This window comes from Streptomyces sp. NPDC014727 (assembly GCF_043083485.1).
Lineage (GTDB): Bacteria > Actinomycetota > Actinomycetes > Streptomycetales > Streptomycetaceae > Streptomyces.
In genome coordinates this window covers 336,805-355,696 of sequence record NZ_JBIBYR010000001.1, presented here as the reverse complement: position 1 = coordinate 355,696, position 18,892 = coordinate 336,805, and the positions used below count along the sequence as shown (strand labels likewise).

16 protein-coding genes are annotated in these 18,892 nt (G+C 71.6%); 13 read left to right on the top strand and 3 right to left on the bottom strand.

What is annotated here, in order from left to right; genetic code table 11:
- Positions 1–111 precede the first annotated feature (111 nt).
- The 6 genes from lpdA (at position 112) to ACF1B9_RS01595 (ending at position 8,793) form a co-directional block, all read left to right on the top strand.
- Complete coding sequence (gene lpdA / locus ACF1B9_RS01620) at positions 112–1,500, top strand: dihydrolipoyl dehydrogenase (protein WP_361447697.1); 1,389 nt, start codon at positions 112–114, stop codon at positions 1,498–1,500.
- A 62-nt stretch (positions 1,501–1,562) separates the two neighbouring features.
- A complete protein-coding gene (gene sucB, locus ACF1B9_RS01615; protein ID WP_391740076.1) occupies positions 1,563–3,353 on the top strand; it encodes a 2-oxoglutarate dehydrogenase, E2 component, dihydrolipoamide succinyltransferase in 1,791 nt (596 codons plus the stop codon).
- A 147-nt stretch (positions 3,354–3,500) separates the two neighbouring features.
- Positions 3,501–4,124: a GntR family transcriptional regulator gene (locus ACF1B9_RS01610; protein WP_351083259.1), complete on the top strand. Its 624-nt coding sequence runs from the start codon at positions 3,501–3,503 to the stop codon at positions 4,122–4,124.
- A 271-nt stretch (positions 4,125–4,395) separates the two neighbouring features.
- Positions 4,396–7,065, top strand: coding sequence for a pyruvate dehydrogenase (acetyl-transferring), homodimeric type (gene aceE, locus ACF1B9_RS01605; protein ID WP_391740077.1), 2,670 nt, complete (start codon positions 4,396–4,398; stop codon positions 7,063–7,065).
- A 173-nt stretch (positions 7,066–7,238) separates the two neighbouring features.
- Entirely contained in the window at positions 7,239–8,210 is a 972-nt protein-coding gene (locus ACF1B9_RS01600) for a helix-turn-helix transcriptional regulator (RefSeq protein ID WP_391740078.1), read from the top strand.
- Positions 8,211–8,271: 61 nt separating this feature from the next.
- Complete coding sequence (locus ACF1B9_RS01595) at positions 8,272–8,793, top strand: DUF4240 domain-containing protein (protein WP_391740111.1); 522 nt, start codon at positions 8,272–8,274, stop codon at positions 8,791–8,793.
- Between the two features lie 25 nt (positions 8,794–8,818).
- Here ACF1B9_RS01595 and ACF1B9_RS01590 read toward each other — a convergent pair whose 3' ends face one another.
- A complete protein-coding gene (locus ACF1B9_RS01590) occupies positions 8,819–9,589 on the bottom strand; it encodes an SDR family NAD(P)-dependent oxidoreductase (RefSeq protein WP_391740079.1) in 771 nt (256 codons plus the stop codon).
- Between the two features lie 146 nt (positions 9,590–9,735).
- Between ACF1B9_RS01590 and ACF1B9_RS01585 the strand changes: the two genes are divergently transcribed.
- The gene (locus ACF1B9_RS01585; protein ID WP_391740080.1) at positions 9,736–10,371 is read left to right on the top strand and encodes a TetR/AcrR family transcriptional regulator; all 636 of its coding nucleotides are present in this window, start codon (positions 9,736–9,738) and stop codon (positions 10,369–10,371) included.
- Positions 10,372–10,386: 15 nt separating this feature from the next.
- On the opposite strand, the gene ACF1B9_RS01580 is transcribed toward ACF1B9_RS01585, so the two are convergent.
- Positions 10,387–10,914 (bottom strand): GNAT family N-acetyltransferase, encoded by a 528-nt coding sequence (locus tag ACF1B9_RS01580; RefSeq protein ID WP_391740081.1) that lies wholly within the window; start codon positions 10,912–10,914, stop codon positions 10,387–10,389.
- A 128-nt stretch (positions 10,915–11,042) separates the two neighbouring features.
- On the opposite strand from ACF1B9_RS01580, the gene ACF1B9_RS01575 reads away from it, so the two are divergent.
- Entirely contained in the window at positions 11,043–11,942 is a 900-nt protein-coding gene (locus ACF1B9_RS01575) for a TIGR01777 family oxidoreductase (protein WP_351083246.1), read from the top strand.
- A gap of 229 nt (positions 11,943–12,171) precedes the next feature.
- Positions 12,172–13,488 (top strand): FAD-dependent oxidoreductase, encoded by a 1,317-nt coding sequence (locus tag ACF1B9_RS01570; protein WP_391740082.1) that lies wholly within the window; start codon positions 12,172–12,174, stop codon positions 13,486–13,488.
- A 45-nt stretch (positions 13,489–13,533) separates the two neighbouring features.
- On the opposite strand, the gene ACF1B9_RS01565 is transcribed toward ACF1B9_RS01570, so the two are convergent.
- The gene (locus ACF1B9_RS01565) at positions 13,534–15,282 is read right to left on the bottom strand and encodes a regulator (RefSeq protein ID WP_391740083.1); all 1,749 of its coding nucleotides are present in this window, start codon (positions 15,280–15,282) and stop codon (positions 13,534–13,536) included.
- A 263-nt stretch (positions 15,283–15,545) separates the two neighbouring features.
- Here ACF1B9_RS01565 and lipB point away from each other — a divergent pair, with 263 nt between their 5' ends.
- The 4 genes from lipB to ACF1B9_RS01545 all read left to right on the top strand — a co-directional run bounded on the left by lipB (position 15,546) and on the right by ACF1B9_RS01545 (position 18,724).
- Complete coding sequence (gene lipB, locus ACF1B9_RS01560; RefSeq protein ID WP_391740084.1) at positions 15,546–16,358, top strand: lipoyl(octanoyl) transferase LipB; 813 nt, start codon at positions 15,546–15,548, stop codon at positions 16,356–16,358.
- Positions 16,359–16,502: 144 nt separating this feature from the next.
- Positions 16,503–17,468: a lipoyl synthase gene (gene lipA / locus ACF1B9_RS01555; RefSeq protein WP_351083238.1), complete on the top strand. Its 966-nt coding sequence runs from the start codon at positions 16,503–16,505 to the stop codon at positions 17,466–17,468.
- A gap of 328 nt (positions 17,469–17,796) precedes the next feature.
- Complete coding sequence (locus ACF1B9_RS01550) at positions 17,797–17,997, top strand: hypothetical protein (protein ID WP_114244165.1); 201 nt, start codon at positions 17,797–17,799, stop codon at positions 17,995–17,997.
- Between the two features lie 19 nt (positions 17,998–18,016).
- Positions 18,017–18,724 (top strand): DUF4191 domain-containing protein, encoded by a 708-nt coding sequence (locus ACF1B9_RS01545; RefSeq protein WP_391740085.1) that lies wholly within the window; start codon positions 18,017–18,019, stop codon positions 18,722–18,724.
- Positions 18,725–18,892 lie beyond the last annotated feature (168 nt).

Genomic DNA, 18,892 nt, shown 5'->3' with positions numbered 1-18,892 from the left:
GGGCCCCCACCACAGGGCCGAATAACAAAAGCGGCCGAACACCAGCCGACCGGCCGGTCATCCCCCAGCGGCGGGGCCCGGCGTACGGCGCACATGCATGGAGGACGTGACGTGGCGAACGACGCCAGCACCGTTTTCGACCTAGTGATCCTCGGCGGTGGTAGCGGCGGTTACGCCGCGGCCCTGCGCGGAGCGCAGCTGGGCCTGGACGTCGCTCTGATCGAGAAGGGCAAGGTCGGCGGCACCTGCCTGCACAACGGCTGCATCCCCACGAAGGCCCTGCTGCACGCCGGCGAGATCGCCGACCAGGCGCGCGAGGCCGACCAGTTCGGTGTCAAGGCCACCTTCGAGGGCATCGACATCGAGGCCGTGCACAAGTACAAGGACGACGTGATCTCGGGCCTGTACAAGGGTCTGCAAGGTCTCATCGCCTCGCGCAAGGTCACCTACATCGAGGGTGAGGGGCGGCTCTCCTCCCCCACCTCGGTGGATGTGAACGGCCGGCGCGTCCAGGGCCGCCACGTGCTTCTCGCGACCGGCTCCGTGCCGAAGTCGCTGCCGGGCCTGGAGATCGACGGCAACCGCATCATCTCCTCGGACCACGCGCTGAAGCTGGACCGCGTCCCGAAGTCCGCGATCGTGCTGGGCGGCGGCGTCATCGGCGTCGAGTTCGCCTCGGCGTGGACGTCCTTCGGCACCGACGTCACGATCATCGAGGGTCTGAAGCACCTCGTCCCGGTCGAGGACGAGAACAGCTCGAAGCTTCTTGAGCGCGCCTTCCGCAAGCGCGGCATCAAGTTCAACCTCGGTACGTTCTTCCAGAGCGCCGAGTACACGCAGGACGGCGTCCGCGTGACCCTCGCCGACGGCAAGACCTTCGACGCCGAGGTGCTGCTGGTCGCCATCGGCCGCGGCCCGGTCTCGCAGGGCCTGGGCTACGAGGAGGCCGGGGTCGCGATGGACCGCGGCTACGTCCTCGTCGACGAGTACATGCAGACCAACGTGCCCACCATCTCGGCCGTGGGCGACCTGGCCCCGACGCTCCAGCTCGCGCACGTCGGCTTCGCCGAGGGCATCCTGGTGGCGGAGCGGCTGGCCGGTCTGAAGACCGTTCCGATCGACTACGACGGTGTCCCGCGGGTGACGTACTGCCACCCCGAGGTCGCCTCCGTCGGCATTACCGAGGCCAAGGCCAAGGAGCTCTACGGCGCGGACAAGGTCGTCGCTCTGAAGTACAACCTTGCGGGCAACGGCAAGAGCAAGATCCTCAAGACCGCGGGCGAGATCAAGCTCGTCCAGGTCAAGGACGGTGCCGTGGTAGGCGTCCACATGGTCGGTGACCGTATGGGCGAGCAGGTCGGCGAAGCCCAGCTGATCTACAACTGGGAGGCGCTGCCGGCCGAGGTCGCGCAGCTCATCCACGCCCACCCGACGCAGAACGAGGCGATGGGCGAGGCCCACCTGGCCCTCGCCGGCAAGCCCCTGCACTCCCACGACTGATTCAGTCGACCGGGCGCGACGACCGACCTACTTCCGCACTTTCGTAAGGAGCAACTGAAACCATGTCGGTTTCCGTAACCCTTCCGGCGCTCGGCGAGAGCGTCACCGAGGGCACTGTCACCCGCTGGCTGAAGGCCGAGGGCGAGCGCGTCGAGGCCGACGAGCCGCTGCTCGAGGTTTCGACCGACAAGGTCGACACCGAGATCCCGGCCCCGGCGGCCGGCATCCTCTCCGCCATCAAGGTCGCCGAGGACGAGACCGTCGAGGTCGGCGCCGAGCTGGCCGTCATCGACGACGGCACGGGCGCGCCGGCCGCCGCCGCGGCTCCGGCCGCCGAGCCCGCCGCCGTCCCGGCACCGGCGCCCGCCGCCGAGGCTCCCGCCGCTCCGGCCCCGGCCCCCGTGGCCGAGGCACCGGCCGCCGCCGCACCGGCCGGTGGCGCCGCCGGTACCGACGTCACCCTGCCGGCGCTCGGCGAGAGCGTCACCGAGGGCACCGTCACCCGCTGGCTGAAGGAGGTCGGCGAGGAGGTCACGGAGGACGAGCCCCTCCTGGAGGTCTCCACGGACAAGGTCGACACCGAGATCCCGGCCCCGGTTTCCGGTGTGCTGCTGGAGATCGTCGTCGCCGAGGACGAGACCGCCGAGGTCGGCGCCAAGCTCGCCGTCATCGGTGCCCCGGGTGCCGCCCCGGCACCCGCCGCCGCCCCGGCACCGGCCGCCCCGGCACCGGCACCGGCCGCCCCGGCACCGGCACCGGCCGCCCCTGCTCCGGCTCCGGCCCCGGTGGCGCCCGCCGCCCCGGTGGCCCCGGCCGCCGCTCCGGCCCCGGTGGCCCCGGCCGCTCCGGCGCCCGTCGCCGCTCCGGCTCCGGTCGCCCCGGCCGCTCCGGTCGCCCCGACGGCCCCCGTCGACGAGGGCGCGTACGTCACGCCGCTGGTGCGCAAGCTCGCCTCCGAGAGCGGCGTCGACCTGGGCGCGGTCAAGGGCACCGGCGTCGGTGGCCGTATCCGCAAGCAGGACGTCGTCGCTGCCGCGGAGGCCGCCAAGGCCGCCGCCGCTGCCCCGGCTCCGGCCGCCGTGACTGCCGCAGCCCCTGCAGCCTCGAAGGCGCCGAAGCTGGAGGCGTCCCCGCTGCGCGGTCAGACGGTCAAGATGACCCGCATGCGCAAGGTCATCGGCGACAACATGATGAAGGCGCTGCACTCGCAGGCCCAGCTGACCTCGGTCGTCGAGGTCGACGTCACCAAGCTGATGAAGCTGCGCAACCAGGCGAAGGACGCCTTCGCGGCCCGTGAGGGCGTCAAGCTCTCGCCGATGCCGTTCTACGTCAAGGCCGCCGCCCAGGCACTGAAGGCCCACCCGGTCATCAACGCCCGGATCAACGAGGACGAAGGCACCATCACGTACTTCGACTCGGAGAACATCGGCATCGCCGTGGACGCCGAGAAGGGTCTGATGACGCCGGTCATCAAGGGTGCGGGCGACCTGAACATCGCCGGTATCTCGAAGAAGACCGCCGAGCTGGCCGGCAAGGCCCGCAGTGGCGGCCTGACGCCGGACGACATGTCCGGGGCCACCTTCACCATCAGCAACACCGGTTCGCGCGGTGCCCTGTTCGACACGGTCATCGTGCCGCCGAACCAGGCAGCCATCCTGGGCATCGGTGCCACCGTCAAGCGTCCGGCCGTCATCGAGACCGCCGAGGGCACCGTCATCGGTGTCCGCGACATGACGTACCTCTCGCTCTCCTACGACCACCGTCTGGTGGACGGCGCCGACGCCGCCCGCTACCTGACCGCGGTCAAGGCGATCCTGGAGGCCGGTGAGTTCGAGGTCGAGCTCGGCCTCTGAGCACCATGGCTGTAACCAGCCTCACCAGCGGCGCCCCCGTCCGGAACACTTCCGGACGGGGGCGCCGCCGTATTGTCTAGACACCACCGGTCGCCCCGGCAGCCGTGATGGTGCGGACAGCACCGGTTTGCCCCGAAGGAGCCCCTCATGACCCCGCCCGTCGTCCACTCGCTGCGCGAACAGATCCGCGAGCACATCGTGGACGGGATCGTCAGCGGGCGCTGGAAGCCCGGTGAGCGGATCGTGGAGCGCCGGATCGCCACCGAGCTGGAGGTCAGCCAGACGCCCGTGCGCGAGGCCCTGCGGGAGCTGGAGACGCTCCGGCTGATCGAGTCGGCGCCCAACAAGGGCGTACGGGTCCGCAATCTCACGGCGGCCGACCTGGAGGAGAGCTATCCGGTACGGGCCGGCCTGGAGCAGATCGCGGCGGAGCTGGCGGCTCCGGCCCTCGGCGAGGACTGCTCGCGCCTCGCGCCGCACGTGGCGGCACTCTACGAGGCGGACCGGCTGGCCGACGGCGAGGCGCAGGTCCGGCACACCGTGGGATTCCACCGCGAGATGGTGCGGGCCGCCGGGAACGCCGTGCTGCTGCACACCTGGGAAGGGCTGGGCATCGAGGTGTTCACCGCCCTGTCGATCCGGTGGCTGGGCACCGTGCAGAAGTCGTACGCGGAGGAGCACGAGGCGCTCATCGAGGCGTTCCTGCGCAAGGATCCGGACATCGGGGTGCTGGTCAAGGCGCATGTGCTCGGCTGTGCGCCGCGCGCCTGAGGGGCCCGCCCGAGGAGCCGGCGCATCTGTCGCGCGGGGTGCTCGCCCGTGCAGGTGAGCGCCCCTTTTGCCAGCAAAATCCCGTCACTCCGTGCCCTGTCCCGCGGCACCGAATGCCACTTTTCTTCATATCGAGAAGTTTTGCCGTTCATCCTTTGATCGATCATCGATCGACGGCTTACAGTTCAGTCCGCGGGCCCACCGGCCCCATAGCCCTGTCCTGCCAGTCAGGGCCTTTCTCCACCCCCCTCCACTCCGGAAGGCGGCGATCATGACCGACCCCGTAGGAAAGCTTCCGAGCGAGCTCGACCAGCTCCCGGACCGTGACCCCGAGGAGACCGCCGAATGGGCGGCCTCCCTGGATGCCGTCACCAAGGCCGCGGGCCCGCACCGCGCCGCGTACCTGATGCGTCGCTCGCTCCAGCACGCCGAGGGCGCCGGTCTCGCGCTGCCCAAGCTGCTGGAGACCGATTACGTCAACTCCATCCCGACCGCCGCCGAGCCCGCGTTCGACGGCGACCTGGAGATGGAGTCCCGGATCACCGCCTGGAACCGCTGGAACGCGGCCGCGATGGTCACCCGCGGCTCCCGGCTCGGCGTCGGCGGCCACATCGCCACCTTCGCCTCGGCGGCCTGGCTGTACGAGACCGGCTTCAACCACTTCTTCCGCGGCAAGGAGGGGGACGGCTCCGGCGACCAGCTCTACATCCAGGGCCACGCCTCCCCCGGCATCTACGCCCGCGCCTTCCTCGACGGCCGGCTCGGCGAGCAGCAGCTCGACAACTTCCGCCAGGAGGCGGGCGGCGACGGTCTGCCCTCCTACCCGCACCCGCGGCGGCTGCCCTGGCTGTGGGAGTTCCCCACCGTGTCGATGGGCCTCGGCCCGCTCTCGGCGATCTACCAGGCCCGCTTCAACCGCTACCTGGCCAACCGCAACATCAAGGACACGTCGAACTCGCACGTCTGGGCCTTCCTCGGCGACGGCGAGATGGACGAGCCCGAGTCGACGGCGGCCCTCGCCCTCGCGGCGCGTGAGCGGCTCGACAACCTGACCTTCGTCATCAACTGCAACCTGCAGCGACTCGACGGCCCGGTCCGCGCCAACTTCCGCGTGGTCCAGGAGCTGGAGGGCGCGTTCCGCGGTGCCGGCTGGAACGTCGTCAAGACGCTCTGGGGCAACGCCTGGGACGAGCTGTTCCAGCTGGACACCACCGGTGCGCTGGTCCGCCGGCTCCGGGAGGTCCCGGACGCGCAGTTCCAGACGTACGCCACCCGCGACGTCGCGTACATCCGCGAGCACTTCTTCGGCGCCGAGCCCGCGCTCGCCGAGCTGGCGAAGCTGCTCACCGACGCGAAGATCGCCGAGTGCTTCCACACCTCGCGCGGCGGCCACGAGGCCCGCAAGGTGTATGCGGCGTACAAGGCGGCCGTCGAGCACAAGGGCGCACCGACCGTGATCCTCGCCCAGACGGTGAAGGGCTACACGCTCGGCCCCGGCTTCGAGTCGCGCAACGCCAACCACCAGATGAAGAAGCTCTCCGGCAAGGAGTTCCGCGCCATGCGGGACCTGCTGGAGCTGCCGATCCCGGACTCGAAACTCGACGAGGGCCTGGTGCCGTACGGCCACCCCGGTGCCGACTCCCCCGAGGTCCGCTACCTCCAGGAGCGCCGTGCCGCCCTCGGCGGTCCCGCCCCGGCCCGCCGGGTTCACGCGGTGGCGCTGCCCGAGCCCGACGAGCGTGCGTTCGCCGCACTGAAGAAGGGCTCCGGCAAGCAGGAGCTGGCCACCACGATGGCGTTCGTACGCCTGGCCAAGGACCTGATGCGGGACAAGGAGACCGGCAGGCGCTGGGTTCCGATCGTCCCCGACGAGGCGCGCACCTTCGGCATGGAGGCACTCTTCCCGTCGGCCGGCATCTACTCGCCGCTGGGACAGACGTACGACCCGGTCGACCGTGACCAGCTGATGTACTACAAGGAAGCCAAGGACGGCCAGGTCCTCAACGAGGGCATCACCGAGGCCGGCGCGATGGCCGACTTCATCGCCGCGTCCACGTCGTACGCGACGCACGGCGAGCCGATGATCCCCTTCTACATCTTCTACTCGATGTTCGGCTGGCAGCGCACGGGCGACCAGTTCTGGCAGCTCGGCGACCAGCTCGGCCGCGGCTTCGTGGTCGGCGCCACGGCGGGCCGTACGACGCTGACGGGCGAGGGCCTGCAGCACGCGGACGGTCACTCCCACCTGATCGCCTCGACGAACCCGGCCGCGCTCAACTACGACCCGGCGTTCGCCTACGAGATCGCGGTGATCGTCAAGGACGGTCTGCGCCGGATGTACGGCCCCGAGGCCGAGAACGTCTTCTACTACCTGACGGTCTACAACGAGCCGAAGCCGCAGCCCGCGATGCCGGAAGGCGTCGAAGAGGGCATCGTCAAGGGCCTCTACCGCTTCAAGGAGGGCACGCCCGCGACGGCGGAGGCGCCGCGCGTCCAGCTGCTGGCCTCCGGTACGGCGATCCACTGGGCCCTGGAGGCGCAGGAGCTGCTGGCCGCGGACTGGGGTGTCACGGCCGACGTCTGGTCCGCCACCTCGTGGGGCGAGCTGCGCCGCGAGGCGCTGGAGTGCGACGAGGCGCTGCTCCGCGGTGAGCAGCGGGTGCCGTACGTGACCCGGGCGCTGGAGGGTGCACCGGGACCGGTCCTCGCGGTCAGCGACTGGATGCGACAGGTCCCGGACCAGATCAGCCAGTGGGTGGAGCAGGACTGGTCCTCGCTCGGCACGGACGGCTTCGGCCTCTCCGACACCCGCGACGCGGCCCGCCGCCACTTCGGCGTCGACGCCCGGTCGATCGCGGTCGCGGCCCTGGCCCAGTTGGCCCGCCGCGGCGAGGTGACCGCGTCCGCGGTCAAGGAGGCCCGGGAGCGCTACGGGCTCTGACGCGCGAAGGCGGCCGGGGACGCCCGGCCGCCGCTCCGTCCCCGACCGCCGGACGGGCTTGAAGGCCGAGCCCCGTCCGGCGTCGGGGACGTTCTCGCGCCCGGCCGACGACCGAGGCCGCCATGTGACGGGCACGCGGCTCGCAACCCGCTCACCACCGCCACAATGGCCCCATGCGTGCTGCCCGTCTCATCAAAATGGTGCTGCTCCTGCAGTCCCGCCCCGCCATGACCGCCGCCGAGCTCGCGCAGGAGCTGGAGGTGTCCGAGCGGACCGTCACCCGGGACGCGCAGGCACTCTCCGAAGCGGGCGTACCGGTGTACGCGGACCGGGGCCGGGCCGGGGGGTACCGGCTCGTCGGGGGGTACCGCACACGGCTGACCGGACTCGCCCGCGACGAGGCCGAGGCGCTCTTCCTGTCCGGACTGCCGTCCGCGCTGCGCGAGATGGGCCTGGAGGACGCCGCGTCCGCCGCCCGGCTCAAGGTGTCGGCGGCCCTGCTCCCTTCCCTGCGCGGCGCCTCGGACAGTGCCGCCCGGCGGTTCCACCTGGACGCTCCCGGCTGGTACCAGGAGCCGGTCACCCCCGAACTGCTGCCCGCCGTCGCGGAGGCGGTCTGGGACGACCGGATCGTCCACGCCCGCTACCGCCGCAGCGGCCGGGACCACGAGGTGGAGCGCGAGCTGGCCCCGTACGGGCTCGTGCTGAAGGCCGGGGTCTGGTATCTCTGCGCCCGCGTGGCCGACGACTTCCGGGTGTACCGGATCGACCGGTTCTCGGCCGTCGCGGTGTCCGACGAGCGGTTCGCCCGTGACGAGCAGTTCGATCTGCGGGGCTTCTGGGACGAGCGGGCCGCCCAGTTCGCCCGCTCGCTCCTGTGTACCGAGGTGACGGTACGGGTGTCGCAGGAGGGTGTACGCCGACTGCCGTACGCCCTGGACCGTTCGGCGGTCCGCGAAGCGCTGGACGCGGCCGGTCCGCCCGATGCGCGGGGGTGGCTCACGGCCGTCCTGCCGGTCGAGTCCCTCGATATCGCGTACAGCCAACTACTGGGCCTGGGGCCTGAGTTGGAGGTCGTCGAACCGGCCGCTCTGCGGGACCGCCTCCGCGAGGCCGCCGAACGCCTGTGCGACCTCTATCGCTGAGGGCTTCTTCCCGCCGCGTCCGCGTGCGTCGTCCGCCGCCAGGACCGATGCTTGACCCGTGATGGACGAGACGGAGTTCTGGGAGATCGTCGACAGCACCCGCGAGGCCGCCGAGGGCGACCCCGAGGACCAGGCCGACCTGCTCGTCGAACGGCTGATCCGGCTCGATCCCGAAGCCGTGCTGGACTTCGCCAGGCACTTCGAGGCCCGTTACCACCGCGCCTACCGCTGGGAGCTGTGGGGGGCCGCCGCCGTGCTGCTCGGCGGCGCGAGCGACGACGCCTTCGACTTCTTCCGCTGCTGGCTGATCGGACAGGGCCGGGAGGTCTTCGAGGGCGCCGTGCACGACCCGGACGGCCTCGCCGATCTCCTCGACGACTTCGACGAGGAGATCGACGGGGACGCCGAGGATCTCGGCTACGCCGCCGACGAGGCGTACGAACAGCTCACCGGCGTGGTCACCCCGGACCTCGGCCTGCCGCCCCGGACCGCCGAGCCGGAGGGCACGCCCTTCGACCTGGAGGACGAGGCGGTTCTGGCGGAACGCTTTCCCGCGCTCTGGGCGCGGTTCAGGGCCGGCTGACCGTGCCCGGGGCCCTGCCGCCCGGTCAGAAGTGGGTTCCGCCGTCGATCCGGATCTCCGTACCCGTGATGAACGCCCCGTCCTGCGATCCGAGCATCGCGACGACGCCCGCGACGGTGTCCGGGCTGGCGAAGCCCTCCCCGAGGGCCGGTGCCAGCTTCATGAAGAGCGACATGTCGGCATCGGCGGGCAGTCCCGGGCCGTTGCCGCTGGTCATGTCGGAGGAGATCGAGCCGGGCGCGACGGCGACGACTCGCAGCCCCTGCTTGCTGTACTCGCTCGCCAGCGCGTGCGTCATCGACTGGATGCCGCCCTTGCTCGCCGCGTACGCCGCCATGTAGGGGTGCGCGAAGCTCGCCGAGGTGGAGGAGAAGTTCACCACGACCGGCTGGTCGCCCGCGAGCAGGGCCGGTATCGCCTCACGGATCATCAGGAACGTACCCGTGAGGTTGACCGCGAGGATCTTGTTGAAGAACTCCAGCGACGTCTTGTGCGTGTGCTCGGAGCGCAGGATTCCGGCCGCGTTGACCAGTACGTCCAGGCCCCCGAGGCCGGCCACGGCGGAGGCGACACCCGCCTGGACCGACGCCTCGTCCGAGATGTCGAGGACGAGGGTGGTGAGGCGGTCGGCCACACCGTTCGCCACGGCCGTCTCATGGGTGGCCTTCAGCCCGGCCTCGTTGACGTCGGCCGCGACGACGCGGCCGCCCTCGGCGAGGACGCGGTGGACGGTGGCCTGTCCGATGCCGGAGCCACCACCGGTGATGAGTGCACGGCGACCTTCATAGCGGTTCATGTCTGTTCTCTCCCGATCCCGGTGACTGCTGTCCCGGGGCTGTCTCGATAGCGCCCCGATCGATGTCCACCGTACGCCCACGTGGCACGTTTTGCCACGACGGCATTTCACGCATGCTGCTTCCCTGCCGAGGTAATCTCCTGGGAATGAGCCCCAAGCCGAGTCAGCCGTCCCTCACCGAACGCCGCAAGGCCGCGACCCAGCTGGACATCGCGCGCGCAGCGGCCGCGCTCTTCGCCGAGCGCGGCCCCGACAGCACCACGGCGGAGGACATCGCGCACCGGGCGGGCGTCGCGCTGCGCACCTTCTACCGGTACTTCCGCTCCAAGCAGGACGCGGTGGGCCCGCTGCTCTCCGGCGGTGCCGAGCGCTGGCGGTCGCTGCTGGAGGCGGCCGAGCCGAGGGAGGCACTCGCCGAGGTCCTGGAGCAGGCGGTCACCGAGGCACTCCGGGTGCCCGACGCACACGCCGCCGAGCAGCTCGGCTGGACGCGCGGGCTGCTGCGGGCGGCGGTGGAGGACCCGGCGCTGCGTGCCGTCTGGTACCGGGTCAATCAGGATTCGGAGGAACGACTGCTGCCGGTGCTGACCCGGCTGGCGGGCGACGGAGCGGACCCGCTGGAGGTCCGGCTCGCCGCAGCCGCCGCCACGGACGCGGTGCGTGTCGCACTGGAGGCCTGGGCACGGACGGAGGCGCCGGCCGACGGGCCCGGCTCACCCGCCGATCTGGCGGTGCGCTGCCTCCATGAACTCATGGGCGGCATGCGGCTGTTCAAGGGCTGAGCGGGAAGCGCGGTCTCACGGGGCGAGCGAACGGCCCATCATGACGTCGTCGACGTAACGCCCGTTCAGGAAGAACTCACCGGGCAGCACGCCCTCGACGACGAACCCCTCCGACTCGTACAGGGCCCGCGCGGGTGCGTTGTGCCCGAGCACCCGCAGCGTCATCCGGTTCGCCCCGTCGCCGCGCGCTGCCGCGAACGCCGCCCGCAGCAGGGCCCTGGCGACACCGCGCCCGCGCGCCCAGTCGGCCACGGCGAGGCCCTGTATCTGCCGGACGTGCGTGTTGCAGGCCAGCGGGGTCGGCGGGACCAGCCTGGTGTACCCGGCGAGGCACACCTCTCCCGCCTCGTTCTCCGCCTCGGCCACGAGGAAGTCCTCGGGCTTGTGCCGGTCGTCGAAGAACGGTTCGTACGGCGGCCGGGGCCGCGGTGTCACGGCGTGCAGCGTCGACCAGGTGGAGCGGTCGAGCTCGCCGAGAGCAGCTTCGTCGGACAGAGCGGCGGGGCGGACGAGGCGGACCTGGTGCGCGTGGTTCTCAACCATGCGCGCCACTGTGCCACGCCGCCCTTCACCCGGTCAGCCCTGTTTCGGGCTCGACGCCGACCGCCGACATGGCAGGCGGTCGGCCCGGTGAGCGGGGCGCACGGGGGCCGCTGCGGCAGGATGGACCCATGCTGCACTCCCGTATCGCTGTCACCGGAGCATCCGGACTCATCGGAGCGGCGCTGGTGCGCTCGCTGCGGGCCGACGGACACGAGGTCGTACGCCTGGTGCGGCGTCCGGCGCGGGCCGGCGACGAGGTGGAATGGGATCCCGGGCGCGGGTACGTCGACGTGGCGGGGCTGGTGGGCTGCGACGCGGTCGTCCATCTCGCCGGGGCCGGGGTCGGCGACCACCGCTGGACACCGGCGTACAAGCGGGAGATCCGCGACAGCCGGGTCCTCGGGACGACGGCGATCGCCGAGGCCGTCGCCTCACTGGACGTACCGCCGAAGGTGCTGTTGTCCGGGTCGGCCATCGGCTACTACGGCGACACCGGGGACCGCGCGGTCGACGAGAGCGCGCCGGCCGGCGAGGGCTTCCTGCCGTCCGTGTGCGTGGAGTGGGAGGCGGCCACGGCCGCCGCTCACGAGGCGGGTGTCCGGATCGCGCACGCGCGCACCGGTCTGGTCGTCGGCCGTGAGGGCGGTGCCTGGGGCCGGCTCTTCCCGCTGTTCCGCGCGGGGCTCGGCGGGCGGCTGGGCAACGGACGACAGTACTGGAGCTTCATCGCGCTGCACGACGAGGTCGCGGCGCTGCGGCACATCCTGGACACGGAGTCGCTGTCGGGCCCGGTGAATCTCACCGGCCCCGACCCCGTCACCAACGCGGAGGTGACAGCCGCGATGGGGCGGGTGCTGCACCGCCCCACGCTGCTGACCGCCCCGGCACCCGCTCTGCGGATCGCCCTCGGGGACTTCGCCCAGGACGTGCTGGGGAGCCAGCGGGTACTGCCGGGCAAGCTGCTGGACTCGGGTTTCGTGTTCGCCTTCCCCGGAATCGACGCGGCGATCCGCGCAGCGCTGCGCTGAGCGCACCGGGACGACGCCGGCATCCATGGGACCGCACCCGTCGGAGGCGGAGCCCGCACGTCCACCCCGGAATCGGACCGACATGCGACCCCGTGTGCAACGGTGCCCCGGCCACGCGCGACTGCGCCCGCACCGGACACCCTTCTAGCGTCCTTGCGAACTCGGGCATTCCGGGGGCCTGTTGGGGGCAAGAGCTTCCCAGTAGTTGCGCCGACTCGGGGAGGGGCACGTGCTCAGCTCGGCACATCACGCGGACGTCGTCATCATCGGGGCCGGGATCGCCGGCCTGTCAGCCGCTCACCAACTGATCAGCGCAGGGGTAAGTGTCAGCGTCCTGGAGGCCGGCCCCCGGGTCGGCGGCCGGATGACCACGTCCGAGGTGGACGGGTTCCGGCTCGACCACATCGGCCCGCTGCTCAGCACCTCGTACCCGGAACTGCGCCGAATACCCTCCCTCGAAGGTCTCGCACTGCGCACCTTCGCGCCGGGCGTGCTCGTCCACAGCGAGGGCCGTCAGTACCGGACGGGCGATGCACGGGGCGCACGGGGCGCACGGGGCGCATTCAAGGCGGCGCGCGCCTTGGCAAGCGCCCCCCGTCCGCCGATGGGCGGGCCGATCGACCAGGCCAGGCTGGGCGCCGCCCTGACCCGGCTCGCCGCCACGCCGGTCACCCGCATCCTGGCCCGGCCCGAACAGACCGCGCTCGCCGCGCTGTCGCACCGCGGTCTGACCTCCCGTACCGTCAACGGCTTTCTGCGTCCACTGCTCTCCGCGCTTCTCAGCGATCCGGACCTCACCACGTCCAGCCGGTGCGCCGATCTCGCCCTGCGCGGCTACGCACGCGGCAGGCTGTGCGTGCCCGAGGGCGGCTCGGGCGAGCTGCCCGAGCTGCTCGCCGCCGCCCTGCCGCCCGGCACCGTGCGGACGGGTGTGCATGTCACCGCCGCCGACATCACCTCGGTCCGCACCAAGGAGCACGGCGAACTGGGCTGCCGTTCCCTGCTGTTGGCGACCGGCGCGGGTGCCGCCACCGAGCTGCTGCCCGGTCTGCGGATGCCGTCCTTCCACCCCGTGACGGTCCTTCACCACACCGCCCCCGCTCCCCCGCCGACCGGCGCCTCGCTGCTGCTGGACGCCGACCGGTCCGGCCCGGTCGCGCACACCGCGGTGATGAGTGCGGTCGACCCCTCGCGCGCCCCGCGCGGCCGGACCCTGATCAGCTCGACGGTGCTGGGCACCCCGCCGTCCGACCTCGACCGCACGGTCCGCTCCCATCTCGCCGCCCTGTACGGCACTCCTACGGACGACTGGGAACTGCTGGCCGCCCACCACGATCCCGAGGCCGTCCCCACGATGCCGGCCCCGCACGATCTGCGCCGCCCGGTCCGGCTGCTCGCCGGACTGTACGTGTGCGGCGACCACCGCGACACGAGCTCGGTCCAGGGCGCCCTGTTCTCCGGGCGCCGCGCGGCCGACGCGATCCTCACCGACCTGGGCGTACGGACGGGACACGGAAGCGGGGCGGTGCTGACCGAAGCGGCGTAGGGCCCGGCCCCGGGGCGCCGGACCCGTCCGGTGGCCGCCCCGGGCTCATCCCAGCGCGGCGACCCGCTCGCGGTACCCCCGCACCGCTGCCGCGTCCCTGAATGGCTCAAGGCGGCGCTCGAAGTCCCGTACGTACTCCGTCGCCCGCACCGAGCGCATCTCCGCCGCCTGCTGCGCGGCCTCGGCGCCGAGCGCACACGCCTGGTCGAGCTCGCCGAGCCCGAGCCGCGCGCAGGCCAGCACCACCCGGCAGAACAGCCGACTGCGGGCGTACGCCGGGGCGCGGAGCTCAAGGGAGCGCTCCGCGTGCTGCGCCGCGGCCCGGTACTGCTGCAGGTCCCGGTGGCAGTGTCCGAATTCGTCGGCGAGCTGGGCCTCGTCGAAATACCGTGCCCAGTGCGGCATCTCGTCCCCGGCGCGGGCGCTCTCCAGCGCGCGTTCCGCCCGCGCCAGCGAGGCGGTGCAGGGCCTGGCCTCGCCGAGCACCCCGTGTCCGCGCGCCTCGACGGCGTGCAGCAGCGCCTGGACGACGGGCGGCGCCGACGAACCGATGCCCTGCTGAGCGACGCGCGCCAGCTGTACGGCCTCCCTGCCGTGCCCGAGATAGACCGCCTGCCGGCTCATGGTGACCAGGACGTAGCTGCCGTACGCGCGGTCACCGGCGGCCTGGGCGAGCCGCAGGGCCTGGACGAAGTAACGCTGGGCCAGGCCGTGGGCCGCGATGTCGTACGAGGTCCAGCCCGCCAGCCGGGTCAGATCGGCGGCGGCGGAGAAGAGCCGGCGCCCGGTGGCCTCCCCGTACGTCCCGCGCAGCATCGGTTCCGTCTCGTGCTCCAGGTACCGGACGAGGGCCTGCCGGGCGTGGCCGCCGCCGTAGGCGTTGTCGAGGGTGCGGAAGAGCTCCCCGACCGAACGCAGTGCGGCGACGTCACCGCCGCTGACCCGCTGGCCGGGCCCTCGGTCGGACTGCCGCTGCCGGGGGACTCCGGGGGCACCCGGCAGCCCGGCTCCCGGGGAGAGGGGGCTTGCCGAGGAGGCGGGGGATCCGGGCGGGGCGGACGGTCCGGAGGGCCGGGACGGCACGGGCCCACGGGCCGCGGCGTTGCGGCCACCGGCGCCGGCCGCCGCGGTCCCCGTCCCGCCGTGCCCGCCGCCGGGCCAGTGCGAACCGTACGCCCCGTGTAACCCCGGCGCCCCGCGCGTCCCGCCGGGGCCGCCGGGCCTCGGAACGCCCACCTCAGCAGTCCCTGCGATCCCGGAGGCCCCGATGGTCCTGCCCGGCCCACCGGCCGCACGGGCGCCGTCCGTCCCGTCCGGCACCGGCGGCGAGGACGCGCTCCCCCTTCCCACCCACTCATCGGCCCGGCCGATCAGCCAGTCCCTGCTGGGGACGACGAGTCCGGCCGGGGTGAAGGCGATCTTGCGCAGCTCCGCATGGCTGCCCGAGTCCTTCCGCCACAGACCGCTGACGATGTCGACCGCCTCGGCGGGCGTGGCCGCGAACTCCAGCCCCGCGTAGACGGGAGCACACGCGTCGAGGCCCAGGTCCTGGGCGGAGAGGCGGCGTCCGAGGCGCCGGGTGAAGACCTCGGCGATCAGCGCGGGTGTGGTCCCGCGCGGCTGCTGACCGCGCAGCCAACGGGTCACGGAGGTCTTGTCGTACCGCAGGTCGAGACCGTGTTCCAGGCCGAGTTGGTCCACTCTTCGGGCGAGACCGGCATGGGAGAAACCGGCCTCGGTGATGAGCGAGGCGAGTCGGCGGTTCGGGGTGCGCTGCGGAGGTCGTTCCGACATCAGCTGTACGGTCTCCTGCCTTCGGGGCCGGGCGGGCAGCCCTAATGGAACGGCGCGAATTTAGCGGCCTCTGCGACGGTCACAGCCACCATCGCTTCACTTTCATCCGATCGTGTGAGGATTGTGTGGTGGCGCTGACGGGATCGACCTGCTGGGCCGCCGTTCGGTGACCGGTCGTACAGTGGCTTGGGGCCGATTGAGTGCAGGGTGGCGTGGCTCCGGGCACCCCGGCTCCAGTCACCGCGAGTAGGGAGGCAGCTGTCGTGAGCGAGCTTCGGTTCGTCCGGCTGGGATTCGGCGTGGAAGCCGTCGACTACCAGGAGGCCTGGCAGAAGCAGCGCGAGGTGCACGCGGCCAGATTCGAGGACGCCGTCCCCGACACCTGTCTGCTGCTGGAACACCCGCCCGTCTACACGGCGGGGCGGCGCACGACCGACAGTGAGCGCCCGCTGGACGGCACCCCCGTCATCGACGTGGACCGCGGCGGCAAGATCACCTGGCACGGTCCCGGGCAGCTGGTCGGCTACCCGATCCAGAAGCTGCCCCGACCGGTCGATGTCGTCGCGCACGTCCGCCGGCTGGAGGACGCCCTCATCCGTACCGCCGCCGAATTCGGTCTGGAGACCTCCCGGGTGGAGGGCCGCAGCGGGGTCTGGGTGCTCGGCGACCCGGTCGAGGAGCGTCCGGCGATCGGTGGCCTCTCCCTCGACTTCGATCCGCGGCTGCACGACGAGGAGTTCGACGCGCGGCTGAACGGCCCCGAGTACGCCCCGTCCAACGCCGGCCAGCGGCGCGAGGACCGCAAGCTGGCCGCGATCGGCATCCGGGTCGCGAAGGGCGTGACCATGCACGGCTTCTCGTTCAACGTGAACCCGGACAACACCTGGTTCGACCGCATCGTGCCGTGCGGGATCCGGGACGCGGGCGTCACGTCGCTCGCGTACGAGCTGGGCCGTGACATCGGAATCGAGGAGGTGCTCCCGGTCGTCGAGAAGCACCTCAAGGACGTCCTGGAGAACGCGCAACTCGCCCCGCGCACCATCGAACGCCCGACGGATGCCGTGGCCACGGCATGACAGCGCCAGGACGGCTCGTTCGGACCATGCGGGAATAGGCCCTGCCGGCCACAGGTTGGCCGGACGTAGGGCCGTTTGAACCACGGGCGTACCCTGGTGTTCGCCGAAGAATCCAATGCAGTGAAAGCAAAGGGGAGTGCCGGAGTGTCCGCTGTCGCACCCGACGGGCGCAAGATGCTGCGCCTTGAGGTCCGGAACAGCCAGACCCCCATCGAGCGCAAGCCCGAGTGGATCAAAACCCGGGCGAAGATGGGCCCCGAGTACAACCAGCTGCAGAAGCTCGTGAAGAGCGAGGGTCTGCACACGGTGTGCCAGGAGGCCGGCTGCCCCAACATCTTCGAGTGCTGGGAGGACCGCGAGGCCACGTTCCTCATCGGCGGCGACCAGTGCACCCGGCGTTGTGACTTCTGCCAGATCGACACGGGCAAGCCGCAGGCGCTGGACCGGGACGAGCCCCGCAGGGTCGGCGAGTCCGTGGTCACGATGGACCTGAACTACGCCACCATCACCGGCGTCGCACGCGACGACCTGGAGGACGGCGGCGCCTGGCTCTACGCGGAGACGGTGCGCCAGATCCACGCGCTGACCGCGGAGCGAGAGGCCGGACGCACCAAGGTCGAGCTGCTGATCCCCGACTTCAACGCGGTTCCCGAGCAGCTCGCCGAGGTCTTCTCCGCCCGCCCCGAGGTGCTCGCGCACAACGTCGAGACGGTGCCGCGGATCTTCAAGCGGATCCGCCCCGGCTTCCGTTACGAGCGCTCCCTGGAGGTCATCACGCGGGCCCGCGAGGCCGGTCTGGTGACCAAGTCCAACCTGATCCTCGGCATGGGCGAGACCCGTGAGGAAGTCAGCGAGGCGCTCCAGGATCTGTACGACGCGGGTTGCGAGCTGATCACGATCACGCAGTATCTGCGGCCGTCCGTGCGTCACCACCCGGTGGAGCGCTGGGTGAAACCGCAGGAGTTCGTGGAGCTGAAGGAGGAGGCCGACGAGATCGGCTACTCCGGCGTGATGTCCGGCCCGCTGGTCCGTTCCTCCTACCGCGCGGGCCGTCTTTTCCAGCAGGCGATCGAGCGTCGCGGCGCCGTCGCGGCGGCGCCCGCCGTGTGAATCCGAGCACAAGAGGCTACCGCCCAGTAGCAACCGATTCGACGCGGCCCGTACGCTCCCCGCAGGTAGGGAGCGCGTATGGGCCGCGTCGACGTGCGCCGAGCCCGGATCAAGGTTTCATTGGTGTTTGACCGACCGGTCATGCGCTGGTAACACCGAGCAGTGACGCTGGGTGCTCAGGTGCAGTGGTCCCACGGGCCATTGCCACCGCAGCTTCCCGCACCCGACGCACGCCACCCACTTCGCGCAACGCAGTCCCGGGTAGCTCAACCCGGGCAGCTGAGTCCACGCCACTCAGTCCGCACACCGCTCCGAGGAGATTTCCACGATGCAGGCCGTGCCGGTACGCGCCACCGCCATCCCTTCCGTCACCGATGCTCTCCGTGCCGTCGAGTCGCTGCTGCTGAGCAGCGGCCAGCGCACCGCTCGCCGTAATGCCTGGACCGCCGTCCTGGAGGACCGGCGCCGGGCCAAGGACCGGGTCGAGACCGAGTACGTACTGGAGGCCGCGGCCGACCACCGTTCTTGAGCCACGTAAACTTCTGTACATGGCGAGGAAGGCAAACACTGAAGGCGCGGACAGCGCCGAGAACGCGGGGCGGCTCAAGCAGATCGCCCTGACCTACAAGATGACCCGGCGGACCGACTCCAAGATCGGTCTTGTCGTCGCGGGTGTGGGAATCGTCACCTTCGGTGTCCTTCTCGCGGTCGGCTTCCTGATCGACCACCCGGTCTACCTGGGCATCCTGGGCTTCGTGCTGGCCCTCCTCGCGATGGCGATCGTCTTCGGACGGCGTGCCGAGCGCGCGGCCTTCGGGCAGATGGAAGGACAGCCGGGCGCGGCGGCGGCGGTGCTGGACCGGGTCGGCCGTGGCTGGACCACGACACCCGCGGTCGCGATGAACCGCAGCCAGGACGTCGTCCACCGCGCCGTGGGCAAGGCGGGCATCGTGCTGGTCGGCGAGGGCAACCCGAACCGGGTGAAGCCTCTGCTCGCGGCCGAGAAGAAGAAGATGGCGCGCATCCTGGTCGACGTACCGGTGCACGACATCATCGTCGGCAACGACGAGGGCCAGGTGCCGCTCAAAAAGGTGCGCACCAAGATGCTGAAGCTGCCGCGCGTACTGACCGGCCCGCAGGTGACGGTCGCCAACGACCGGCTGCGCGCGATGGGCGACCTGATGAGCAACATGCCGCTGCCCAAGGGCCCGATGCCGAAGGGCACGCGGATGCCGCGCGGCGGGAAGATGCGCTGACGCCTCCGTCGTACCTGCTGTTCCTGCTGTACCCGCACATGGCCACTGCACGGCGGAAGGGGGCGGGGGGGGGGGCCCCCACCCAAGCCCCCCCCCCCCCCCCCCCCGCCGCGCCCGGCGCCGCCCCCGAGGAACCCCAACCACCACCGCCCACGCGGACCAACTACC